Consider the following 21,284-nt stretch of genomic DNA (forward strand, 5'->3'; position numbering starts at 1 on the left):
GTTGTTCTCCTCTCGGGTTCACTTTCCTATATCGGATTTACGCTATCATATTCTTATTGGTTCACCATTTATGATGGGTCTTCAATAATTTGTCTTGTAAGTATCCAAAATTAACAGTCTTCACGTAAAAAAGCTTTCTTTAAATCTGATAATCTTGGAGTTATGCATCCTTTGAAGACGGGCCCTTTCACCATTTTTTAATGCCTTATATATCCCAAAAATAACCTCGGCAGAATATTAGAGAAACCATTCATCCAATAACCATCATTAAGTAACTCTCGGATTTTCTATAAAACCCATGAAAACTTAGTTCGTGGAATATTATTAAATATTTTCCTTTACAACGGAGATACTACCAAGATACAAAGGCATTTATCACCAACTTGGGAGGTAACTAATACTTTTGTCGTTGGTCTTGTTATCGCTATTTGCAGTTTATTTTCAGGTGCAGTATTCCCGATTGGCGAAGCCTTAATCGTTCCCGCAAGCCTAATCTTGGTCCTATTATGTATTATGAGTGCATTCTTGGTCTTCTCGCACAGCGTAGACAAAAATGAAAATTTTTCTAAGCGGGGGAGGTTATAGGGTGCCTCGCCGCGCCGTTATAGCGATTATCATTCAGTTTTTAATCGGCAGTTATGTTTATGGAACCGCCATTTACCCTGTATTATTTATCCAAATGTCACAATCCTTACCGACCCGACTTCATTCCGTGCCGTGTTTGCCACATATATAGTGGGCTTTGCGATATTGTTGCCAGGTTATTTCTGGTCCATCTTCATGAAAGATCAGCGCCGAAAGTTAAAACGGAGACAAATGTCAAACTAGTTCATCTTGGAAAAGAGAGGTTATCACTATGAAAATGTTAGATCTGCTAAAATATACGGTTTTAGTCATCTCACTTTTTTTGAGCTATCAAGCGGTTGAAGCACATGATAAAAATTTTCAGGTCGATGGCATCTATATTTCAGCAAAAAGAGATGTAACAGGAGACCAGAAAATAGACATCATCCAGGTACAGGGTTTGCCATATGAGAAAGGAAGTAAGTTCCTGAAGAAAATTGAGTTAAATGTGGAAAGCAATCGCCGTACAATTAGCGTTCCGCTTGAAGCAGGGTATAATCCAGATCTCAAGGTTACGGACTTGAATAATGATGGTATCCAGGATGTATTTGTCACGGTTTTGATGGAAGGTGGAGAGCGGTTGATAACCAGTTATGCCTATACGTTCAAGGATGGAAAAGCGAAGGAACTGGAAATCCCTCCACCCGTTCCTGTAATGGCCCAATTTCTTGACGGATACAAAGCGGAAATCATTATAGAAGGTCAAAAGCCTGTGGTGATAGATGTCAGTTCCAGAAAACAAGCTTATGATGAAATGGGCATTTATCTAAATGGAAAACTAAATGAACCGACAGAGCTTTTGGTTGATCCATATTCATCACTGGACCTCAAGACCGTTTTGGGAAAAGGAAAGGGGCTTATAGGGATCCAATATGTGAAAGGTTCCGATGAACGCGATCCGATATTGGAGATTAAATCGGTATGGAAGTATAACAATGGATGGCAGCTTGTAAAAGCCCAGGTTAAGCCAGTCAAGGCGAAGAATAATAAATAGTAAAGTGTGAATGGTAAATTGTTCAGACATATCAAATAAAGCAGGTTGACAGCTCTTGGTTTTGAGGGCTGTTTTTTGTTTATAATTAAAAATTGACAATTTTTAATTATTTGGTAAAATCTAAATAAATCCAGTTTATACATAATCAAACTTTCTTGCTGGGTTAAATGTAAGCGGATACAAGGGGGTGCAGACTTACGGAGTTAAAAGAAAAAATAATCGAAACATCGTTGACACTCTTCGAACAGCATGGTTTTCATGGTGTCTCCGTTAACGAAATCGTCAAGGCATGCGGAACTAGCAAGGGTGGATTTTATCACCATTTCTCGTCCAAAGATGAGCTTTTATTTGTCATTCATGATTACTTTATTTCATATGTTTTAACTAAAGCACAGGAAGCCATTTCAGCAAGTACCCATCCAACAGAAAAAATGCAAAAGATCATTCAATCTTTCGTTAAAGTTTTTGACCTCTATAAACCACACATCTCAGTTTTCTATCAAGAAAGCATTTACTTAAAACCACCTTATGTAGAAGCAATCAAAAAAAAACGTCAAATATATAAAGAAATTATTTTTTCCGTCATCAAAGAAGGCATTGACAAGGGAGTGTTCCGCAGCGAATTACCGGTTGAAATTACCGGGATGTCGATTCTGGGCATGGTGAACTGGTCCTACAAATGGTACAAAAGGGACGGCGGAAAAACCATAGATGAAATTGGTGATATTTACGTAGATTTAATTCTGCAGGCACTATTGACGGATAAACAAAAAGAAGAGGAAATAACCCGGCCGTTTTTACTGAAAAACCAATTGGTTGTGGATTAAACAGTAAAACCTGAATTGTACAGACCAACTAGTCGGTCTTAATAGAAAGGGGAATGAACAAATGGATTTCTCACTTACGAAAGAACAACAGATGATTAAGGAAATGGTTAGGGAATTTGCTGAAAAGGAAATTAAACCAATTGCCATAGAATTGGATGCAAAGTCCATGTTTGCGGAAGATGCATTCAAAAAAATGGGGAAACTCGGGTTGCTTGGAATTCCGTTCCCTGAAGAATATGGCGGCTCTGGTGGAGATACGATTTCGTATGCCATTGCAGTTGAAGAGGTTGGCAAGGCATGCGGAGGAACCGGCTTAAGCTATGCAGCAGCCGTTTCACTTGGAGCAAGCCCAATTTACTATTTTGGAACCGAAGAACAGAAGCAAAAATATCTGGTTCCAATCACGACCGGTGAAACTTTGGCAGCTTTCGGGTTGACAGAGCCTAATGCTGGTTCGGATGCTGGCGGTACGAAAACAACTGCCGTATTAGAAGGTGATGAATATGTGATTAACGGCGAGAAAACATGGATAACAAATGCCAGCTATTCAAGAACCATCACCGTTACCGCTGTATCGGGCAAAGATTCCAGGGGCAAGAACATCATCTCCGCATTCATCGTGCCAACGGATACCCCTGGGCTTACGATCAATAGCAATTATGAAAAAATGGGAGTTCGGGCTTCCAATACGTGTGAAATCATTCTTGAAAATGTACGTGTACCAAAGCAGAATTTATTGGGAGATCCAGACAAAGGGTTCAAACAATTTTTATTCACGCTGGATGGCGGAAGGATTTCAATTGCAGCTTTGGCCGTGGGCATCGCACAGGCAGCCTTTGATAAGGCTTTAGCTTTTTCAAAAGAGCGTATTCAATTTGGTAAATCCATTTCAAGTTTTCAGGCGATTCAATTCAAGCTTGCAGATATGGCAATGGAAATTGAATTGGCAAGGAACATGGTCTATAAGGCGGCATGGTTAAAAGACAATAAAAAACCTTTTGCAAAGGAAGCGGCTTACGCCAAGCTTTTTGCAAGTGAGACCGCGTTCAGGGCCAGCAATCAAGCGATTCAAATACATGGCGGTTCTGGATACATGCGTGAATATGAAGTGGAACGCTATTTAAGAGATGCTAAGTTATTGGAAATCGGGGAAGGCACATCCGAAATTCAAAGGATCGTAATCGCCAGACAATTAGGCTGTTAATCTTTTCGGAACGAAAATGAACAATGATGCTTTGGTTCAATCAGATGTGAAGCAGATATTATCCATACAGCAAAAAGCGTTCATTCTTACTTTTATTTGATAGGAGGAGTTTGATGTCCGATTTGCTAGATGTTACTATCGGAAAACTGCTTGAAAAGACAGCTGAACAATATGGTGATAATGAAGCGGTGGTTTACCATGAACTTGGCCTTCGTCATTCGTATCGCGAATTTGAAAAGATTTGCCGAAAGGCGGCCCGGGGGTTCATGGCACTCGATATTAAAAAAGGGGAACATATCGCCATTTGGGCGTCCAATAAACCAGAATGGCTTATATCCCAATTTTCGACAGCGAAAATGGGCGGGGTGCTGGTAACGGTCAATACCAATTACCGTATAAGTGAACTGGAATACCTGCTTAAGCAATCGGATTCGACGACGATAATCCTGATGGAACAATATAAGGATCATTCCTATATAGATACGTTGTATGAAATTGTACCTGAATTGAAAAATGCCGAACCAGGAAAATTACAATCTGAGAAACTGCCAAAATTGAAAAATATCATCGTTTTGGGTGAAACGCGTTATCCTGGCACGTTTTCGTGGGATGAAGTCATTAGCGGGAGCGAATCCGTTTCGGAAGAGTTGCTGGACCTGAGGATGGGGGAATTGTCTTCCAGTGATGTGATCAATATGCAATATACATCTGGGACGACAGGATTTCCAAAAGGAGTGATGTTGACGCATTCAAACTTGGTCAACAACGGCTTGAATGTTGCGGAATGCATGAAGCTTACAAAGGATGACAGGCTTTGCATCCCCGTTCCGTTTTTTCATTGTTTCGGCTGTTCCCTTGGTACGATGGCCTCTGTTACTGTAGGGGCAACGATGGTGCCTATTGTGGAATTTAATCCACGTGTAGTCCTACAGACCATTGAAGCAGAAAAATGTACGGGGCTCCACGGTGTACCTACGATGTTCATCGCCGAACTTAATCTCGATGACTTCGACCAGTATGATTTACGTTCGTTACGGACTGGAATCATGGCAGGCTCCACGTGCCCGATCGAAGTCATGAAAAGCGTGGTGAATAAGATGGGAATCTCTGGAATTACAATTACTTATGGTCAAACGGAATCATCTCCAGGAATTACGATGACAAGAACGGACGACCCAATCGAACTTCGTGTTTCCTCAGTGGGAAGAGCATTGCCGAAAGTGGAAGTGAAAATTATCGATCCGGCTACTGGAGTAGAGGTCCCACGGGGCAAACAGGGGGAACTCTGTTCAAGAGGATACCATGTAATGAAGGGGTATTATAATAACCCGGAAGCAACTGAACAGGCGATTGACCGGGAAGGCTGGCTACATACGGGAGATTTAGCGGTGATGGACGAGAATGGTTATTGCATGATAACAGGCAGGTTGAAAGATATGATCATTCGCGGGGGGGAAAATATTTATCCTCGTGAGATAGAAGAATTCCTCTATCAACATCCTGCAATTGTCGATGTCCAGGTACTCGGTGTCCCAGATCGGAAGTATGGGGAAGAGGTAGCGGCATGGATCATTTTGAAACCGGGAGAAAACCTTACGGAGAAAGAACTGACAGAATATTGCAAAGGGAAGATATCATTTCATAAAATTCCCCGTTACATTCAATTTACTGATGCATATCCAATGACTGCATCCGGAAAGATCCAAAAGTATAAGCTTCGGCAACAAACTCTTGATCTACTATCGGAACGCACTAAATAAGGAGGATACCGAATGATTCGAAAAATTCTTATCGCAAATAGAGGAGAAATAGCATCACGTATTATTCGTACATGCAAGAAGTTGGGAATACTTACTGTCGCCGTCCATTCGGAAGCAGATTCGGATTCGCCATTTGTGGAATTGGCAGATGAGGCATATTTATTGGGGGGCCCGAGAGTACAGGAAAGCTATTTAAACGTCAATAAGATTTTGGAAATCGCTAAAGAAACCGGAGTGGAAGCCATTCATCCTGGTTACGGATTTCTTAGTGAAAATGCAGATTTCGCAAGTTCATGCGAAGAAGCAGGCTTGATATTCATTGGTCCCAAACCAGAGGTCATCCAGCAGATGGGCAATAAAGTCGAAGCACGGAAAAAGATGGAGCAAGCGGGACTTCCATTGGTGCCAGGATTTTCACGTCCATTAATAGATAGCGCAGAAGCGGCAGCCGTTGCCGAAAGGATTGGATATCCAGTCATGTTAAAAGCAGCAGCAGGCGGCGGGGGAATCGGCATGCAGGCCGTTGCTAATGAAGAGGAACTTTACAAAGCCTTCGAAGGGAATCAAAAACGTGCTCAATTGTTTTTTGGCAATGGAGATATGTTCATAGAAAAATTGATTGAGAAGCCTCGTCATATCGAAATTCAGGTATTGGCGGATTCCTTTGGGAATGCTGTTTACTTATGGGAAAGGGAATGCTCCGTTCAAAGGCGCCACCAGAAGGTCGTGGAAGAGGCTCCCTCTTCTTTCCTTGACGAAGAAACAAGAAACAGGATGGGAATGGCTGCTGTGAAAGCGGTAAAATCCATTGGTTATAGCAATGCAGGTACCCTCGAATTTTTAGTTGATGCGGATAAAAATTTCTATTTCCTGGAAATGAATACACGCCTACAAGTTGAGCATCCTGTCACCGAAGAAATTACGGGACTGGATTTAGTCGAACAGCAAATTAAAATTGCGTCAGGCAGCAAACTGGAATTCACTCAAGCAGAGATTAAAAAGGATGGACATTCCATTGAAGTGCGAATATATGCTGAAGATCCGAAAACCTTCTATCCAGCACCGGGGAGAATCACCAGTATGGAACTTCCGGAAGGTGAAGGGATCCGTCATGAATTGGCGGTTCATGGAACTTCCGTCGTTTCCCACTTTTATGATCCGATGATCGCCAAATTGGTAGTGAGCGGCGATTCGAGGGATAAAACGATCAAGAGATTAATAGAAGCGCTGGCAAACTATAAAATAGAAGGAATTAAAACAAACCTTCCTTTGCTGATGGAAATAATTTCTCATGAAGCTTTTTCCCAAGGAGATACGACTACGGATTTCATTGCGAAATATATTAAAAAATTGACTGTATAACGCATATTTTAAAACATAATGATCAGGAGGAATGTAAGATGGCAGAATTAAAGGCAAGCATGGCAGGAAGCGTTTGGAAAATCGTAGCGAGCGAGGGGCAAAGTGTTACCGACGGACAGGACATCATTATCTTGGAATCCATGAAAATGGAAATCCCCATTGCAGCTGAGGAAGCTGGCACCATCAAAGAACTTAAAGTGAATGAAGGGGATTTTGTAAATGAAGGCGACATATTGGCCGTCATTGAATAAAGGGACGGAGGGGTAAGATGAACTGGCCTGAAAAAGTGACAATTAAGGAAGTTGGACCGCGTGATGGGCTGCAAAATGAAAAGGTCATTATACCTACGCAAAGCAAAATGGATTGGATCGATCAGCTCTCTGATACAGGGTTATCTTATATAGAGGTGACTTCCTTCGTACATCCAAAATGGATTCCCCAATTGAGTGATGCGGCCCTTGTGGCTAAGGGAATAAAGCGCAATCCCGGGACCACATATGCGGCCCTTGTACCCAATCAAAGGGGTCTGGAATCGGCCCTTGAAGCCAATATCGATGAAATTTCCGTGTTCATGTCATCCAGTGAAACCCATAATCTTAAAAATATCAATAAATCGATTTCCGATACCTTTCCAATAATGAAGGATGTCATCGGGACTGCAGCAAAAAGCGGGAAAACGGTTAGGGGCTATGTTTCAACCGTTTTCGGCTGTCCTTATGAAGGGGAGGTTTCGTCCGAAAAGGTTTTCCGTGTTTGTGATCAACTATTTGACTACGGAATCAGTGAGGTCTCATTGGGTGATACCATTGGGGTCGCGTCACCAAGACAGGTTGCCTTGTTCCTTGAACAGGCAGTAAAAAGATATGATATAAGCCGAATTGCCCTCCATTTTCATGATACAAGTGGCATGGCACTCGCAAATGTACTCCAATCACTGGAATATGGAGTGGACACTTTCGACTCTTCTCTCGGTGGTTTGGGAGGATGCCCATATGCACCAGGTGCGAGCGGCAATGTGGCTACGGATGACCTGATTCATATGCTACATAAAATGGGAATTCACACGGGGATCAATCAAGAAAAACTAATGAAGGCTGCGTCCATGATGCAAAGCTTTTTGGAAAAACCATTGCCTAGCCATCAGATGGCTGTATATAACGCGAAATAAGTTGAATTGAGGTGAAACGATGACTTCATTAGTAGAGATCAGTCATGATGCCAAGGGAATTGCCATCGTGACTTTGAATCGGCCGGATGCTGCCAATGCATTATCCACCGAATTGCTTCATTGCTTATTCGAAGGGCTGGATGAACTGAAAAGAGAGTCCAATTTACGAACCGTCATTTTAACGGGAGCTGGGGAAAAGGCGTTTTGTGCAGGTGCGGATCTTAAGGAACGGGCTGGGATGAATGATGATAAAGTCAAGGAGACAGTCAAACTGATTGGTGACACGATTACGGCTGTAGAAAACCTTCCAGTCCCAGTAATCGCTGCAATTAACGGCCCGGCTTTTGGAGGAGGGCTGGAGCTGGCGCTGGCCTGTGACATACGAATCGCATCGGAAACGGCAAAGATGGGACTGACAGAAACGGCATTAGGAATCATCCCAGGCGCCGGCGGTACTCAACGCCTGCCCCGTATAGTCGGAATGTCAACGGCGAAAGAACTGATTTATACGGCGAAGAGATTGGACGCAAAAGCGGCACTTGCCATGAAAATCATCAGTCATGTATATCCACCAGAACAATTACTTGAGGAAGCGAAAAAACTGGCTGGGGAAATTGCGGTCAATGCCCCATTAGCACTCAGGGCAGCAAAAGCGGCGATCAATCAAGGGGCTGATACTAACTTGAAAACAGGATTGCAAATTGAAAAAGACTGCTATCAGACAACTTTAAAAACCCGTGACCGACTGGAGGGTCTGTCAGCATTCAAGGAAAAGCGCAAACCGGTATTTACGGGTCGATGATTTCAATTGAAGGAGGAACATGGATGGTAACGACGGATAAACTAACCGAAACGGTTGAAACGATTAAAAAAGGCGGTTTAGAAAAATATCATCAAAAAAATGCTGAAAAAGGAAAGCTTTTCGTACGTGAACGATTAGAGCTGCTTTTTGATGAAGGGGTTGAAATAGAAGACGCTTTCTTTGCAAATTGTGCCAGTGATGGTCTTCCCGCAGATGGTGTGGTTACAGGTATAGGAAAAATCAATGGTCAGAGGGTCTGTGTCATGGCCAATGATTCGACCGTAAAAGCAGGTTCCTGGGGAGCAAGGACCGTCGAGAAAATCATTCGCATTCAGGAAACAGCTGATAAGTTACAGTTGCCCCTCCTTTATTTAGTCGATTCTGCCGGTGCTCGAATTACGGATCAAGTAGAAATGTTTCCGGGACGCCGCGGTGCAGGACGAATCTTTTACAACCAAGTAAAGTTATCGGGAAAAGTTCCGCAAATTTGTCTATTGTTCGGACCATCTGCAGCGGGAGGGGCATATATCCCAGCTTTCTGCGATATTGTCGTAATGGTTGACGGTAATGCATCGATGTATTTAGGATCACCGAGAATGGCAGAAATGGTCATTGGCGAAAAGGTTAGCGAAGAGGAAATGGGCGGGGCGAAAATGCATTGTTCTGTTTCAGGATGCGGGGATGTGCTTGTTAAGTCAGAAGAAGAATCCATCGCGTTTGCACGCCGATACTTAAGCTATTTTCCAGGAAATTATCAAGAAAAGCCTAAAGCCAAAAAGCCTGAGCTGCCAGCTGAATTCGAAAAAACATTAGAAGAGCTGATACCAAAAAACCAGAATGCAGCCTTTAATATGTATGACCTGATCGATAGGATTATAGACAGGCAATCGTTTTGTGAAATCAAGAAGCTATTTGCCCCCGAATTGATTACCGGGCTTGCAAGGCTAAATGGACAGACGATTGGGATCATAGCCAATCAGCCGCGTGTCAAGGGAGGTGTCCTTTTCCATGATTCAGCCGATAAGGCGGCCAAGTTCATCAATTTATGTGATGCTTTCCATATACCGCTGTTGTTCCTGGTGGATATTCCAGGATTCATGATTGGAACGAAGGTCGAACAGGCAGGCATCATTCGCCATGGTGCGAAAATGATTTCGGCCATGAGTGAAGCCACGGTCCCCAAAATTTCTGTCATTGTCCGAAAAGCTTATGGTGCTGGACTCTACGCGATGGCTGGTCCCGCATTTGAACCGGACTGCGTACTTGCCTTACCGACGGCATTGATTGCGGTCATGGGGGCAGAAGCTGCGGTCAATGCAGTCTATGCCAATAAAATCAATGCGATGGAAGCGGAGGATCGCCCAGCATTCATCGAACAGAAGCGCAATGAATATAATGAAGACATTGATATCTACCGCTTAGCCTCCGAAATGATTGTTGATGGCATCATCCAGCCAAATGACCTGCGTGATGAATTGAGCGCCCGGTTTGAAGCATATAGCAGTAAACAATTGACATTTACCGATCGTAAACATGGAGTCTATCCAGTCTAATGAATTCAAGAAACAAGCCCGGTCATCATGACCGGGCTATTTATCATGTATGAAAATAAAATGATTTTTCAAATAATAAGAAAAATTTTCTTATTTAGAGTTGCTAAATCACATAAGGAAGAGTACTATAATTAGTAATTATTGATTTACTAATTACTCAATTCATACTTAGTGAAAGAAAGTGAGCGTTGCCATGGTTCAGCAGGAAAAAAAGAAATATCTAACTCCAGATGGATACACAGCAGACATTGCGATCTTTACTATTACTTCGCAGAAAACGGCAGAGAAAGCGCCGCCTGAAATGTTTTTAAAGCTATTGTTAATCAAACGTGCGACGAAAGATAAGGAAGGACACCCAAATGTTGAAGGAGATAAATGGGCATTGCCTGGAGGCTTTGTAAATGCCAGGGAGACTGCTTATAAAGCAGCTAAACGGGAATTAAAAGAAGAAACGGGCGTAGCTGGATTCCATGTCAAGCATTTCGGTGTTTATGACCGCCCAGGACGCGATCCCAGGGGATGGATCATATCCAATGCTTTTTACGCCATTGTCCAGGAAGATTTTCTCAATCAAAGAAAAGCGAATGACGATGCAGCTGAGGTCGAATTGTTCACGATACAGGAAGCGTTACAATTAGAGCTTGCATTTGATCATCATACAATCATTAACGACGCGATGAACTTACTGAAAAAAGAAATGGTGCAAACGACGATAGCCCAAAAATTCCTGCCGGATGAATTTACACTTTCTGAACTGCAACGGGTGTTGCTAATAGCTAGAGATGATGCAAAAATCAGCGCGGATTCACTTTTTTATGCAAAAGCCCCTAAACTCCCGTTCTTGGAGAAAGTCTTGGATGAAAAGGGTATCCAGAAGAAAACAAAACGAAATTCGTATCGGCCTTCACAACTTTACCGATTTAATGCAGAGATTGTCATGGACTCTATTTATTATTAAGGGGGAATAGGTGAAATGGATAAAAAGGCATTGATCAATATCGATTATACGTATGACTTCGTGGCAGACGGGGGTTCATTGACCTGCGGGAAGCCAGGACAGGATATCGAGAAGGCACTAGTCAGGATAACCAAGGAGTTTATCAAACAAGGGGAATACACGGTCTTCGCGATTGATTTACATGAAAATGGAGACCGCTTACATCCTGAATCGAATTTGTTCCCACCGCATAATATTAGCGGTACAATGGGTAGAGACCTATATGGGACTTTAAAAGAAGTATATGAAACAAATAAAAATCAAAAGAATGTTCATTATATAGATAAAACGCGTTATTCGGCATTTGCAGGAACGGACCTTGATATCCGCCTAAGGGAACGTCACATTACCGATGTTTATTTAGTCGGGGTTTGTACAGATATCTGCATTCTGCATACGGCAATCGACGCTTATAATTTAGGATATAATATTTTTATATATGAAAATGCAGTGGCCTCATTCAATGATGCCGGTCACCCTTGGGCCCTTGGGCATTTTAAAGCATCTCTAGGAGCAACGATTCTATAATATCCATTCACGCAACAGAATAGAAGGGAGGCGAAAGCTTCTCTTTTGGGAGGAACTATCCATGGAAAAAAAGTACAACGATGACAGTTACGCACTACACACTGACCTTTACCAAATCAACATGGCCCAAACTTATTGGCAGGACAAAACACATAACCGAAAGGCAGTTTTCGAGATATTTTTCAGAAAACTTCCATTCAACAGCGGATATGCGATTTTTGCTGGACTTGAAAAAATTGTCCATTACCTTCAAAACTTTTGCTTCTCGGAAAGTGATATCGACTATTTAAAAACGGACCTGCACTATGATGAAGAATTTTTGGATTATTTGCAGAACATCCGTTTCACGGGAGCGATCCGCTGCATGAAAGAGGGAGAGCTTGTCTTCGGCAATGAACCGATTTTACGGGTGGAGGCACCGCTTGCTGAGGCACAACTCATAGAAACGGCGTTGCTAAACATTGTGAACTATCACACACTCGTGGCAACAAAGGCCTCACGCATAAAACAAGTTATTGGAGATGAATCTGCCCTTGAATTCGGTTCAAGACGGGCACAAGAAATGGATGCTGCAATTTGGGGAGCGAGAGCGGCCTATATTGCTGGCTTTGATTCCACTAGTAATGTACGGGCTGGAAAGCTGTTTGGGATTCCGGTTTCAGGAACGCATGCCCATTCCATGATCCAGGCTTATAAAGATGAATATACGGCTTTTCATAAATACGCTGTTTCCCATAAAGACTGTGTATTCTTGGTTGATACCTATGATACATTGCGTTCTGGCATTCCCAATGCAATCCGTGTTGCCAAGGAACTGGGCGATAAAATCAATTTCATTGGCGTCCGTCTTGACAGCGGTGATTTAGCTTACTTATCAAAAGAAGCACGACGTATGCTTGATGCTGCAGGGTTCCATGATGCGAAGATTGTCGCTTCCAATGACTTGGATGAATATACGATCATTAACCTGAAACAACAAGGAGCAAGAATTGACATTTGGGGCATCGGAACCAAATTGATTACGGCTTATGACCAGCCAGCGCTTGGTGCTGTTTATAAAATGGTTTCAATAGAGGGAGAAGATGGGAATATGAGAGATACCATCAAAATTTCTTCTAACCCTGAAAAGGTTACGACACCTGGCTTAAAACGAGTTTATCGAATCATCAATAAAGTGAACAACCATGCTGAAGGTGACTATTTGGCCATGGAATATGAAAAGCCTCAGGAACAGGAAAAATTAAAAATGTTTCATCCTGTCCATACCTTCCTGAGTAAATTTGTCACGGATTTCGATGCCGTTGATCTGCATGTGGATATTTTCAAGGAGGGCAGCTTGATTTATGAATTACCAACCATTGATGAAATCAAGGCCTTCACGAAAAAAAATCTCCAAGTATTATGGCCTGAGTACCTTCGTGCACTTAATCCTGAAGAATACCCGGTAGATCTAAGCCAGGATTGTTGGGATAATAAAATGAGGAATATAGATGAAATTAAAGCAAATGTAGAGAGAATGCTAACGAAATGACCAATCTATTTTATCAGAAAGCGAGGCTTTGCCAATGCGTCCATTACAAAGAGAAATCGTAAAAAAATTACTTGTCCAACCAAAAATCGATCCTGAAGTTGAATTCAGGAAAAGTGTTGATCTATTAAAAGGGTATTTGAAGAAAAATACGTTTCTGAAAAGTTTTGTACTTGGAATATCTGGAGGTCAAGATTCAACACTGGCGGGGTATATTGCCCAAACCGCTGTCAATGAATTGAATCAAGAAAAAAATGGCAGCGATTATAAGTTTGTTGCTGTTAGCTTGCCATATGGAGTACAGGCTGATGAAGATGACAGGCAGTTGGCTTTAAAATTCATCAAGCCGAGCCAAACTGTTACAGTCAACATCAAGGGAGCGGTGGATGCATCAGTAAAGGCTGTGGAAGAAGCCGTTTCTGAAAAACTATCGCATTTCTTAAGGGGAAATGTCAAAGCGCGTGAGCGGATGAAGGTACAATATGATTTAGCCGGACTATACAAAGGTGTCGTGCTTGGTACGGACCATGCGGCTGAAGCAATCACAGGTTTCTTTACGAAACATGGTGACGGTGCAGCGGATATCATCCCATTATATCGATTAAATAAAAGGCAAGGAAAAGAAATCCTGAAATTCGTCGGTGCTCCTGACCGTCTTTATACGAAGGTTCCAACGGCCGATTTAGAAGATGACAAACCATTAATTCCTGATGAAGTGGCTTTAGGCGTTAGTTACGACGAAATCGATGATTACCTTGAAGGAAAGGAAATCAGGACGGAAGCTGCCGAAATCATCGAAGGATGGTATACTAAAACCGAACATAAACGGAATGAAGCCATTAACGTTTATGATACTTGGTGGAAATAAAAGAATGGGTAAAGCCAAGAAGTTCAAGTGAATTTAAACGCCCGCATCACTTTTAAAGGTGCGGGCGTTTTTGGGAAGACCGATGAATATCACTTTGCTAACACTTGAGTAATAAAAATTTTTACCAGTAAAGGGGAAAATCAAATATCGGCTCTCAATTTGGATCTATCCAGGCTTATTAAAGAAACTAGCAAGGAAATTAAATTCTCCGGTGTAATCGGTGTGAAAACGGGAGATGATCTAATATATAGTTCAGGACATGGCTATTCCAATCGATCGGATGAAATAATGAATACGACTGAAATAAGGTTGGGAATTGCTTCTGGGTGTAAACTGTTTACTGCGATAACCATTTGCCTGTTAGTACAAAAAGGGACTCTTAGGTTTGATTCTAAGCTTAAAGACTGTCTTCCGATCGAGTTTTTAGTTTCCGGATTTCCATCAAAATGTAACCATACATCACCTCTTAACACACACTTCGGGTATTCCTGATACTTTGATGGAAGTGATGGAGTACTTTGAAGAGCTATGGCAGAAAAATCCGATGTACCATATTAAAAGATTAAATGATTTTCTGCCCATGTTTCAAGATGATGTGATGATGTTCGAACCTGGGGAAAGATTTCATTATAATAATGCTGGCTATATTGTATTGGGATTGATTGTTGAGGAACAAACCGGGCTTGAATTTCCCGAATATATTGACAATAACATCTTTCTGCCTTGTGGTAGGAAAGATTCCGGTTACTTCTCCATGGACAAGCTCCCTAAAAACACAGCGCTAGGGTACATAAACGAAGAAAATGGAACATGGAGAACGAATATTTATTCCCTTCCCATCAAAGGCTGAGCAGATGGAGGGGAATTCTATGGGTATGGTATATGGATAAGTAAAAAAAATGACGGGATTTTTAAATGTCATATAATGGGCTATGACCAGGGTGTAAGTTTCAATTTTGCGGTATACCCGGCAAATCGAATGATATACGTCATTACTTCAAATGAAAGCCCATACGATATTACCTGCGCGATTGAGAAAGAATTATAAACAAATGGAACCTTTCCGATAGTGAAGGGTTCCATTTGTTTATAGTCAATGTGACTTCATTCATGGTAATCTGTTTTTATTTAAGAAAGGGATGAATTCGCATTCAAATGCTTGATCGTTTCCAGAACTTCTGGATTTTCAAGAGAAGAAACTTGACCGGTATCTATATTCAATAAAGGGGCTTTAATGACATGGCGCATTACTTTTCCATTTCTTGTCTCGGAAAGCTCTTTAAGTGGGCAGATTTCTTTAGATTTCAAGGCTTTTCTAAACAAAGAATTTGTATATTTAGATATCTTGAAGTAAAGTATATTTAATATACACCATTTTAACCGGTATTTTCCGATGGAGGTTCTTTTTACGTTATGAAGGCAAGATATGAACTCGCAAACATGAACTTAACACTAAGCAACGTGACTTTACGTAATGCAGCGGATAGTTATGTCCTTTTGAAAGCTGCAGATGATCAAAATAATAATGAAATCACGATCAAGCTTTCCCACGGTCAAGCTGAATTTCTAGAAGCGGAATTAAGGGAAGTAAATCGCCGTCGCAGGGAAAATAGTTCTGAATTATCCGGGTATGATAAGGACCGTTTGAATGACGACGATTCTTTTAATCTGTTTAGCATTGATTTTAACGAAAGTGAACCGAAGTAATTGATAGCATGTGTTCATTACCTCGCCTGAAAAAGGCTTCTCTGTAACTTTCCCTTTCCATTTTAAGATGTTGCCACAGAGAGTGTCCCGTTCCCGCCAATAATAAATCCAATGGCCATAAGGAATAAATTAAGCAAGGTGACCTGTTGTTACCTTTTTTCTGATTGCTTGAAAAAATTTTTCACTAAAAGGAATATGGATGACACTACAGCAAAAACCATGAAAAATACGATGAAGCCCCAAAGGCCAACAGCAGCATCTTGAAATTCCATATTCCCTCTGCTGGTAAGGGCCTGCTGAATTTCAATTGCAAATACTAAAACAACCATGACAGTAAAGGTATAAAGGAAAGAAAGTATCGTAATCCCAAAACGCATCCGGGAAATTAAATTAGATAAAAATAACACGAACAAAAAGATGATGATACCGATGATTCCCATTATCCAAAAATGCAAATCCTTGTCCGTTGCATTTGAATTTAATGTATCGCTCACAAAGAATAGGATGAAATCGTGAAGATTATTGACGATTTCCGCTAATATCTGGATGAATTCTTTCATTTTTCACACCTCCAATTCCTTAGATTATAGCAGGTTATAAATCTATATAGAAGTGGGCAGGTCCTCTGGGGGGCACGACTGCCCTTAGATGGCAGTAATATGAAATAATAAACACGTTAAGGGGTGATTATCCACTACTATGTCAGTGTTTATTCTTTCGCATTTATTGGGACACATAAAAAAATCATAAGTGAATGAATTGGAAAATCAAGACATGAAACGGCAGCTAAATAAAGGTATAGTTAATATATTGTGAATAGATTAACCATATAATATTCAATACATAGAAAAATTAAGAATAAGAGATTTTAAAGCAGGTGTTCCTGATTTCTTATATTCTAATGCCCCTAGATAAACGATTTGATTTAATCCTTAATATACTTAAATGTTTTCAAGGTTGGAGGGAAAAGAATGAGTGATTTACATAATCATGTGTTAACAATAATCGATTATATGAAAACCGGTCATAATACTTGCTTTGTAAAAGTATCCGGTTTTGATGCTGAATCCGAACAGAATTTTGAAGGTGAAGTTAAATTTGTCGGGGATTTGCCATTTGGAGATTTGATACATCCTCAAAGGTCACATCTATCTTCCACTTGCAGGGAATTTGTCCGGGAAGATTTGGTGTTAAGATACGGTAAAGGGCAGTTTGAATGAAGTGGTTGAAATTCTTATGGACGATCTAAGGAAATGACGATCTATTCACTTGTTTAAAATTGGTAAAATCCAGGGTATAAAGAATATGGTATGTATGATATTTATCATGCCAATCTTCACTGTTAACTGACAAAATAGCATATTTTTCCCTATTTAACTCTCGGACTTTAATCCTTATAATTAAATAAGAAAAATATGACAGATAATGTAGAAATATACTATTCTTGAGGTGAGTTTCATGGTATATGCAGATATTTTGAGTAATATACACTCTGCTATCTCCAGTAAAAAAGCTGATTTAAATGCGAAAATTGAACGTTTAGAAAAAGCGAAAAACGATATCATAAAAGAACAGAGTATGTGTCTTAACGAGATTAGGAAAATAAAAGACCCAGAGCTAGATGGTGGTTGGACCGGGAAGCGCTCGGATCATTTTCAGGAAGCCCGTCATGATGCCTATAATGTCATGTTTAGCATCATTCATGACGATTATGACGATTACCAATGGAAGATTGAAGCGATGATTACAAAGCTAAGTGCCGAGAATACCCTCCTGAATATAGCGGGGAATATAGCCCAAGAAGCCGATAACCTTTTAAGCAAAGGTGAAGAGGCATTTGAGCAACTGGAAAGTAAAATATCAGATTTAAAAAGGCGGTTGATTTAATGACGACAATCAAACTGAATCATCCTGCCGTAACGAAACAAGTTGATCAGGTGAAGAAGGCGCTTGATACAGTCAAGCTTGGAAATCTGCCGGCAGGCGAGCTTGGCAACAATAAATTGGAATTCACTTCGAAATGGATCGATCGGGAAACGAACCTGGAGAAGGTCTTCGAGCAATATATCAAAATCGTCCAGAAAAATGTGGAAGATACCCGTGCCAACATTGACTTATTAAAAGAACAGGATGAAGCCATCGCCCATACGTCTTCACATGGGTATCCTGTGAGATGAAAATATATGAAGCCGAGACTTTGACGGCCGCAACTAAGTCGCGTGCCAAGCAATATGAAGACCTAAAGAAGGAAGTCGCAGCCCTGAAAAAGGAATTTCAGGGCATTGTTGGCCTTAATAATGAGTTTCAAGGAGCCGGTGCTACCGCCATCAAAAGCTTCTATGAAGCGCAAATCGAGGTGGCGGACGCCTGGATGGAACTATTCACGACCCAAATCAGTTTTTTGGAAGGCATACCGGCCACCCTGGAAGAGGCGGACCTCTCCGGAAATACGGTGGTCGAGGTTCCCTTTTTAGATGGCGAAGTGTCAAACGGCATCTACCAAGCGAAGTCGCTTGTCGATGAACAAGCGAATGATCTTCAAAGGATCCTGAACAGCATTGACGATATCCTGCCTCTTGATATATTCGACCAAAAGGACTTTAATGAAAAAATCACGCTGGCCGGGCATAGGCTGGATGACACCGTGACAAAGGTCGAGAATGTCGACCGGCAATTGGTCGAGGAATATGATGTGTCCGTCGGGCAGGAAAACGTTGCCGTTGGCCTCTTCCGTGCCTTGCTTGATGCCACCAAACAGGACGGCAACGTATCGCCGATGACGTTCAACCAATCGGCATTTAAGAATAGTGACGTCTATCAAGTGAAGGATGAAGTCGCCGGTCAGATGAAAGACTATCAGACCTTCAAAAAGCAGCAAGCCGAAGCTAAGGAAATCGAACGTGAAATGGAAGAACTCGAAAATCGCCCATGGTACGAAAAAGCCTGGGATACGACAAAAACCTTTACAGGGGAATTCACGGGATATTATGATTCTATCAGGGCCTCAACCGGAGTCGATCCAGTAACGGGCCGCAAGCTGTCCGATGCCGAACGAATCGCCGCCGGCGCCATGGCTGCCGCTGGATTCATCCCCGTCGTCGGCTGGGCCGGACGGGCCATCAAAGGCGGAAGCGCCCTATACAAAACGGGCAAAGGACTCAACGCAGCGAACCACGCGCTCGATGCCTATAAAACGACAAAAGGCTTTAGCCTCCTCCAGAAAACCGAATACGGAATATACGGACTCCTCGCAGCCAACGGCCTTGGTGAAGCGGCCACAGGCAAAGACATGTTCGGCAACCAGCTAACCGAGGAACAGCGCCAGAACGGCCTGTTGATGGCACTCGGAATCGGCGGTGTGGCTGGAGCGGCGAAGGTCGCCGATAAAGTAGCAAGCGGTACAAAGTTCGTCCCTTACAGTAAGGAATTTGCACAAAAGCAGGTTCAGAAGGTTCAAGCTACAATAACAGACATCGCGAGATCAGGAAAAACCACGTTAAAAAATATAGGTAACGAACTAGGTAAAAAAGAAATACCTAAACGAATAAGTATGGAACAGGTTTCCCTCGCAGGAGGACCAAACTTTCCTCAAGTGATGATGGAAAAGCAGACAATTAAGGAAGCCTATCAGAAATTTACGGTGAAAGATAGCAAAGTAGAGGGTGTTTCAGGGGAGAGTATTTCTAAGGGTACGGATAACAGGGGTGCTGAAGTTCCACCTGCCTTTAGACAAACTGAATTTGCTAGTTCGTATGAAGCGAGGCTTAATCAGACACCTGCATTAGAGAATTCAAAGGTTGAATTTGAGGGAATAAGGGGTGAATCTAAGGGAATACTTAAGCCTCCACCAGACCGTCAATTAGAACAAATTTTAGATGAAGTTGGGATTGATGGCATCCAATATAAAAATGCTGTTCCTGATTTTTCACCGACAGCAAAAGCACAAGTTGAAATCAACTATATGCTTGGAGGAAAAGGAACTTATGGAGGGAAAGCCAGACGAGCTAATTTTGTTCAATCAGACCAAAAATTAGCTGATCAACTTAATAATTCACCTGAACTAGCAAGCCAATTTGGGATGGAGCCTGGTAAAATTAGTGCAAGAGATATAAAGAAATATCGAGAAAATAATAAATTAACATGGCATGAATTAAATGATGTTAAAACAATGCAACTTGTACCAACAAAAATAAATAGTGAATTCGGACATCTGGGTGGTGTAGGAGAAATAAATGCAGGAGCTTTTATACCTGGAGGGTTTGCTAATAAACAAAAAGAGGAGATCTTAAAATGACTATAAACGACCCAATTTTTGGTGAACTTGAGTATGAGTACGGTTGGGCTAAGGATACCACTATTCATTTTTTTGGTAAAGAAAAAGAGATATCTTTGATGATAGATGGTGAAGAAGATGGAAAGTTTGATGAAGAGCAGTATATGGCATATCAAGCATTAATGCAAAAATGGGAGGATTTACAGCTAAGTTTATTGCAATCAATTTTAGACTATTACAAACAAAAGCGACATGAACTAGGTTATGATATTGGATTAAATGAAAATTATCCATTAGTTGAAACAACTAATCAAATACTAGAAATGATAACTTTAGATGGAATTGTTGTTCCTTATGCGGATATTTTTGAGGGGCGAGATATTGGAATTACATTTAATTGTACATGGGATATAGAAAATGGATTAGGGCTTCGTCTATTAAATGAAAAAATAATTGAAGTAGGTTACCAGGACGTTGCAATTTAAAATCGGCTGTAAAAAGTAAAGACTCATGATGGTTGTACCATCAAAGAGTATTATGGCAATGATAGAATAGAAAAAGAAGTATGAACTTAAGTGATATGACATTTTACTGGGCGATGAATATAAACACATGAATTGTATATTAAACTAACGAACTCGTACAAATTCGTAAGTTTTAACGTAGTATTTGTCAATACAGATAAAAGTTGTCATACTGTTACTATGAAACTTACAAATTTAATGTTACTTAAAAACAAATGAACTTAAAGCGCTTGATTGTCAACTAAAGGCAACGAGTGCTTTTTAGCGTTAAAAATTAAAAGAGCACTATAATTTTTAATACCCCCAAGTGTTAAATTGTTATTATCTGTAACGAGGAAGCGGCCACAGGCAAAGACATGTTCGGCAACCAGCTAACCGAGGAACAGCGCCAGAACGGCCTGTTGATGGCACTCGGAATCGGTGGTGTGGCTGGAGCGGCGAAGGTCGCCGATAAAGTAGCAAGCGGTACAAAGTTCGTCCCTTACAGTAAGGAATTTGCACAAAAGCAGGTTCAGAAGGTTCAAGCTACAATAACAGACATCGCGAGATCAGGAAAAACCACGTT

Annotated in this window: 23 protein-coding genes and 2 pseudogenes; 23 read left to right on the forward strand and 2 right to left on the reverse strand. The window is 41.3% G+C overall.

Annotated features, from left to right (window positions below; translation table 11 throughout):
• The first annotated feature begins 586 nt into the window (after positions 1-586).
• From SB775_RS22510 to SB775_RS22580, 15 genes and pseudogenes are all read left to right on the forward strand, one after another.
• Positions 587-736, forward strand: coding sequence for a hypothetical protein (locus SB775_RS22510; RefSeq protein WP_410863419.1), 150 nt, complete (start codon positions 587-589; stop codon positions 734-736).
• Between the two features lie 120 nt (positions 737-856).
• Positions 857-1,618, forward strand: coding sequence for a hypothetical protein (locus SB775_RS22515; RefSeq protein ID WP_410863420.1), 762 nt, complete (start codon positions 857-859; stop codon positions 1,616-1,618).
• 215 nt (positions 1,619-1,833) lie between these two features.
• Positions 1,834-2,445, forward strand: a complete 612-nt coding sequence (locus SB775_RS22520) for a TetR/AcrR family transcriptional regulator (RefSeq protein WP_061463059.1) — start codon at positions 1,834-1,836, stop codon at positions 2,443-2,445.
• 61 nt (positions 2,446-2,506) lie between these two features.
• Complete coding sequence (locus SB775_RS22525; RefSeq protein WP_061463060.1) at positions 2,507-3,649, forward strand: acyl-CoA dehydrogenase; 1,143 nt, start codon at positions 2,507-2,509, stop codon at positions 3,647-3,649.
• Positions 3,650-3,771: 122 nt separating this feature from the next.
• Positions 3,772-5,409 carry an AMP-binding protein gene (locus tag SB775_RS22530; RefSeq protein ID WP_410863442.1) on the forward strand — a complete coding sequence of 546 codons (1,638 nt, stop codon included), beginning with the start codon at positions 3,772-3,774 and terminating at the stop codon, positions 5,407-5,409.
• Between the two features lie 12 nt (positions 5,410-5,421).
• Positions 5,422-6,771: an acetyl-CoA carboxylase biotin carboxylase subunit gene (locus SB775_RS22535; protein ID WP_410863422.1), complete on the forward strand. Its 1,350-nt coding sequence runs from the start codon at positions 5,422-5,424 to the stop codon at positions 6,769-6,771.
• A gap of 38 nt (positions 6,772-6,809) precedes the next feature.
• On the forward strand, positions 6,810-7,022 hold the full coding sequence (locus tag SB775_RS22540; RefSeq protein WP_089363871.1) for an acetyl-CoA carboxylase biotin carboxyl carrier protein subunit: 213 nt from the start codon (positions 6,810-6,812) through the stop codon (positions 7,020-7,022).
• A 17-nt stretch (positions 7,023-7,039) separates the two neighbouring features.
• Positions 7,040-7,939, forward strand: coding sequence for a hydroxymethylglutaryl-CoA lyase (locus SB775_RS22545; RefSeq protein ID WP_410863424.1), 900 nt, complete (start codon positions 7,040-7,042; stop codon positions 7,937-7,939).
• A 19-nt stretch (positions 7,940-7,958) separates the two neighbouring features.
• Positions 7,959-8,741 carry an enoyl-CoA hydratase gene (locus SB775_RS22550; protein WP_410863426.1) on the forward strand — a complete coding sequence of 261 codons (783 nt, stop codon included), beginning with the start codon at positions 7,959-7,961 and terminating at the stop codon, positions 8,739-8,741.
• A 23-nt stretch (positions 8,742-8,764) separates the two neighbouring features.
• Complete coding sequence (locus tag SB775_RS22555; RefSeq protein WP_167555981.1) at positions 8,765-10,294, forward strand: acyl-CoA carboxylase subunit beta; 1,530 nt, start codon at positions 8,765-8,767, stop codon at positions 10,292-10,294.
• Between the two features lie 193 nt (positions 10,295-10,487).
• The gene (locus SB775_RS22560) at positions 10,488-11,252 is read left to right on the forward strand and encodes an NUDIX domain-containing protein (RefSeq protein ID WP_410863428.1); all 765 of its coding nucleotides are present in this window, start codon (positions 10,488-10,490) and stop codon (positions 11,250-11,252) included.
• 15 nt (positions 11,253-11,267) lie between these two features.
• Complete coding sequence (locus tag SB775_RS22565; RefSeq protein ID WP_410863430.1) at positions 11,268-11,819, forward strand: cysteine hydrolase family protein; 552 nt, start codon at positions 11,268-11,270, stop codon at positions 11,817-11,819.
• A gap of 61 nt (positions 11,820-11,880) precedes the next feature.
• Positions 11,881-13,350: a nicotinate phosphoribosyltransferase gene (locus SB775_RS22570; protein WP_061463068.1), complete on the forward strand. Its 1,470-nt coding sequence runs from the start codon at positions 11,881-11,883 to the stop codon at positions 13,348-13,350.
• 34 nt (positions 13,351-13,384) lie between these two features.
• Positions 13,385-14,215 carry an ammonia-dependent NAD(+) synthetase gene (nadE, locus tag SB775_RS22575; RefSeq protein ID WP_410863432.1) on the forward strand — a complete coding sequence of 277 codons (831 nt, stop codon included), beginning with the start codon at positions 13,385-13,387 and terminating at the stop codon, positions 14,213-14,215.
• Between the two features lie 144 nt (positions 14,216-14,359).
• Positions 14,360-15,263 (forward strand): annotated as a pseudogene (locus SB775_RS22580) (serine hydrolase domain-containing protein).
• A gap of 80 nt (positions 15,264-15,343) precedes the next feature.
• On the opposite strand, the gene SB775_RS22585 reads toward SB775_RS22580, so the two are convergent.
• Complete coding sequence (locus SB775_RS22585) at positions 15,344-15,523, reverse strand: hypothetical protein (protein ID WP_289320438.1); 180 nt, start codon at positions 15,521-15,523, stop codon at positions 15,344-15,346.
• Between the two features lie 105 nt (positions 15,524-15,628).
• On the opposite strand from SB775_RS22585, the gene SB775_RS22590 reads away from it, so the two are divergent.
• Positions 15,629-15,922 (forward strand): hypothetical protein, encoded by a 294-nt coding sequence (locus SB775_RS22590; protein WP_061463071.1) that lies wholly within the window; start codon positions 15,629-15,631, stop codon positions 15,920-15,922.
• A 149-nt stretch (positions 15,923-16,071) separates the two neighbouring features.
• On the opposite strand, the gene SB775_RS22595 is transcribed toward SB775_RS22590, so the two are convergent.
• Positions 16,072-16,482 carry a hypothetical protein gene (locus SB775_RS22595; RefSeq protein WP_061463072.1) on the reverse strand — a complete coding sequence of 137 codons (411 nt, stop codon included), beginning with the start codon at positions 16,480-16,482 and terminating at the stop codon, positions 16,072-16,074.
• Positions 16,483-16,893: 411 nt separating this feature from the next.
• On the opposite strand from SB775_RS22595, the gene SB775_RS22600 reads away from it, so the two are divergent.
• The 7 genes and pseudogenes from SB775_RS22600 to SB775_RS22630 form a co-directional block, all read left to right on the forward strand.
• Complete coding sequence (locus SB775_RS22600) at positions 16,894-17,142, forward strand: hypothetical protein (protein WP_061463073.1); 249 nt, start codon at positions 16,894-16,896, stop codon at positions 17,140-17,142.
• Positions 17,143-17,380: 238 nt separating this feature from the next.
• Complete coding sequence (locus tag SB775_RS22605) at positions 17,381-17,809, forward strand: YwqH-like family protein (protein ID WP_410863434.1); 429 nt, start codon at positions 17,381-17,383, stop codon at positions 17,807-17,809.
• Entirely contained in the window at positions 17,809-18,099 is a 291-nt protein-coding gene (locus SB775_RS22610; protein WP_089363863.1) for a YwqI/YxiC family protein, read from the forward strand. Before SB775_RS22605 ends, SB775_RS22610 begins: the two co-directional genes overlap by 1 nt.
• Positions 18,096-19,016: pseudogene (locus SB775_RS22615) on the forward strand (ribonuclease YeeF family protein); the annotation flags it as partial. The gene SB775_RS22610 and the pseudogene SB775_RS22615, both read left to right, overlap by 4 nt.
• A 456-nt stretch (positions 19,017-19,472) precedes the next feature.
• Positions 19,473-20,216 carry an HNH endonuclease gene (locus tag SB775_RS22620; protein ID WP_410863443.1) on the forward strand — a complete coding sequence of 248 codons (744 nt, stop codon included), beginning with the start codon at positions 19,473-19,475 and terminating at the stop codon, positions 20,214-20,216.
• Entirely contained in the window at positions 20,213-20,680 is a 468-nt protein-coding gene (locus SB775_RS22625; protein ID WP_410863436.1) for a DUF6985 domain-containing protein, read from the forward strand. Before SB775_RS22620 ends, SB775_RS22625 begins: the two co-directional genes overlap by 4 nt.
• Positions 20,681-21,075: 395 nt before the next feature.
• Positions 21,076-21,284: hypothetical protein (locus SB775_RS22630; protein WP_410863437.1), on the forward strand; the 209-nt coding region annotated here is incomplete at its 3' end.

Source organism: Peribacillus sp. SIMBA_075 (genome assembly GCF_046534585.1).

What these genes read in the sequence shown, in the direction of transcription:
- SB775_RS22515 (WP_410863420.1), top strand. Translation starts at nt 857, where the DNA reads ATGAAAATGTTAGATCTGCTAAAATATACGGTTTTAGTCATCTCACTT.
- SB775_RS22525 (WP_061463060.1), top strand. Translation starts at nt 2,507, where the DNA reads ATGGATTTCTCACTTACGAAAGAACAACAGATGATTAAGGAAATGGTT.
- SB775_RS22535 (WP_410863422.1), top strand. Translation starts at nt 5,422, where the DNA reads ATGATTCGAAAAATTCTTATCGCAAATAGAGGAGAAATAGCATCACGT.
- SB775_RS22540 (WP_089363871.1), top strand. Translation starts at nt 6,810, where the DNA reads ATGGCAGAATTAAAGGCAAGCATGGCAGGAAGCGTTTGGAAAATCGTA.
- SB775_RS22545 (WP_410863424.1), top strand. Translation starts at nt 7,040, where the DNA reads ATGAACTGGCCTGAAAAAGTGACAATTAAGGAAGTTGGACCGCGTGAT.
- SB775_RS22550 (WP_410863426.1), top strand. Translation starts at nt 7,959, where the DNA reads ATGACTTCATTAGTAGAGATCAGTCATGATGCCAAGGGAATTGCCATC.
- SB775_RS22555 (WP_167555981.1), top strand. Translation starts at nt 8,765, where the DNA reads ATGGTAACGACGGATAAACTAACCGAAACGGTTGAAACGATTAAAAAA.
- SB775_RS22560 (WP_410863428.1), top strand. Translation starts at nt 10,488, where the DNA reads ATGGTTCAGCAGGAAAAAAAGAAATATCTAACTCCAGATGGATACACA.
- SB775_RS22565 (WP_410863430.1), top strand. Translation starts at nt 11,268, where the DNA reads ATGGATAAAAAGGCATTGATCAATATCGATTATACGTATGACTTCGTG.
- SB775_RS22570 (WP_061463068.1), top strand. Translation starts at nt 11,881, where the DNA reads ATGGAAAAAAAGTACAACGATGACAGTTACGCACTACACACTGACCTT.
- nadE (WP_410863432.1), top strand. Translation starts at nt 13,385, where the DNA reads ATGCGTCCATTACAAAGAGAAATCGTAAAAAAATTACTTGTCCAACCA.
- SB775_RS22590 (WP_061463071.1), top strand. Translation starts at nt 15,629, where the DNA reads ATGAAGGCAAGATATGAACTCGCAAACATGAACTTAACACTAAGCAAC.
- SB775_RS22595 (WP_061463072.1), bottom strand. Translation starts at nt 16,482, where the DNA reads ATGAAAGAATTCATCCAGATATTAGCGGAAATCGTCAATAATCTTCAC.
- SB775_RS22600 (WP_061463073.1), top strand. Translation starts at nt 16,894, where the DNA reads ATGAGTGATTTACATAATCATGTGTTAACAATAATCGATTATATGAAA.
- SB775_RS22605 (WP_410863434.1), top strand. Translation starts at nt 17,381, where the DNA reads ATGGTATATGCAGATATTTTGAGTAATATACACTCTGCTATCTCCAGT.
- SB775_RS22610 (WP_089363863.1), top strand. Translation starts at nt 17,809, where the DNA reads ATGACGACAATCAAACTGAATCATCCTGCCGTAACGAAACAAGTTGAT.
- SB775_RS22620 (WP_410863443.1), top strand. Translation starts at nt 19,473, where the DNA reads ATGGAACAGGTTTCCCTCGCAGGAGGACCAAACTTTCCTCAAGTGATG.
- SB775_RS22625 (WP_410863436.1), top strand. Translation starts at nt 20,213, where the DNA reads ATGACTATAAACGACCCAATTTTTGGTGAACTTGAGTATGAGTACGGT.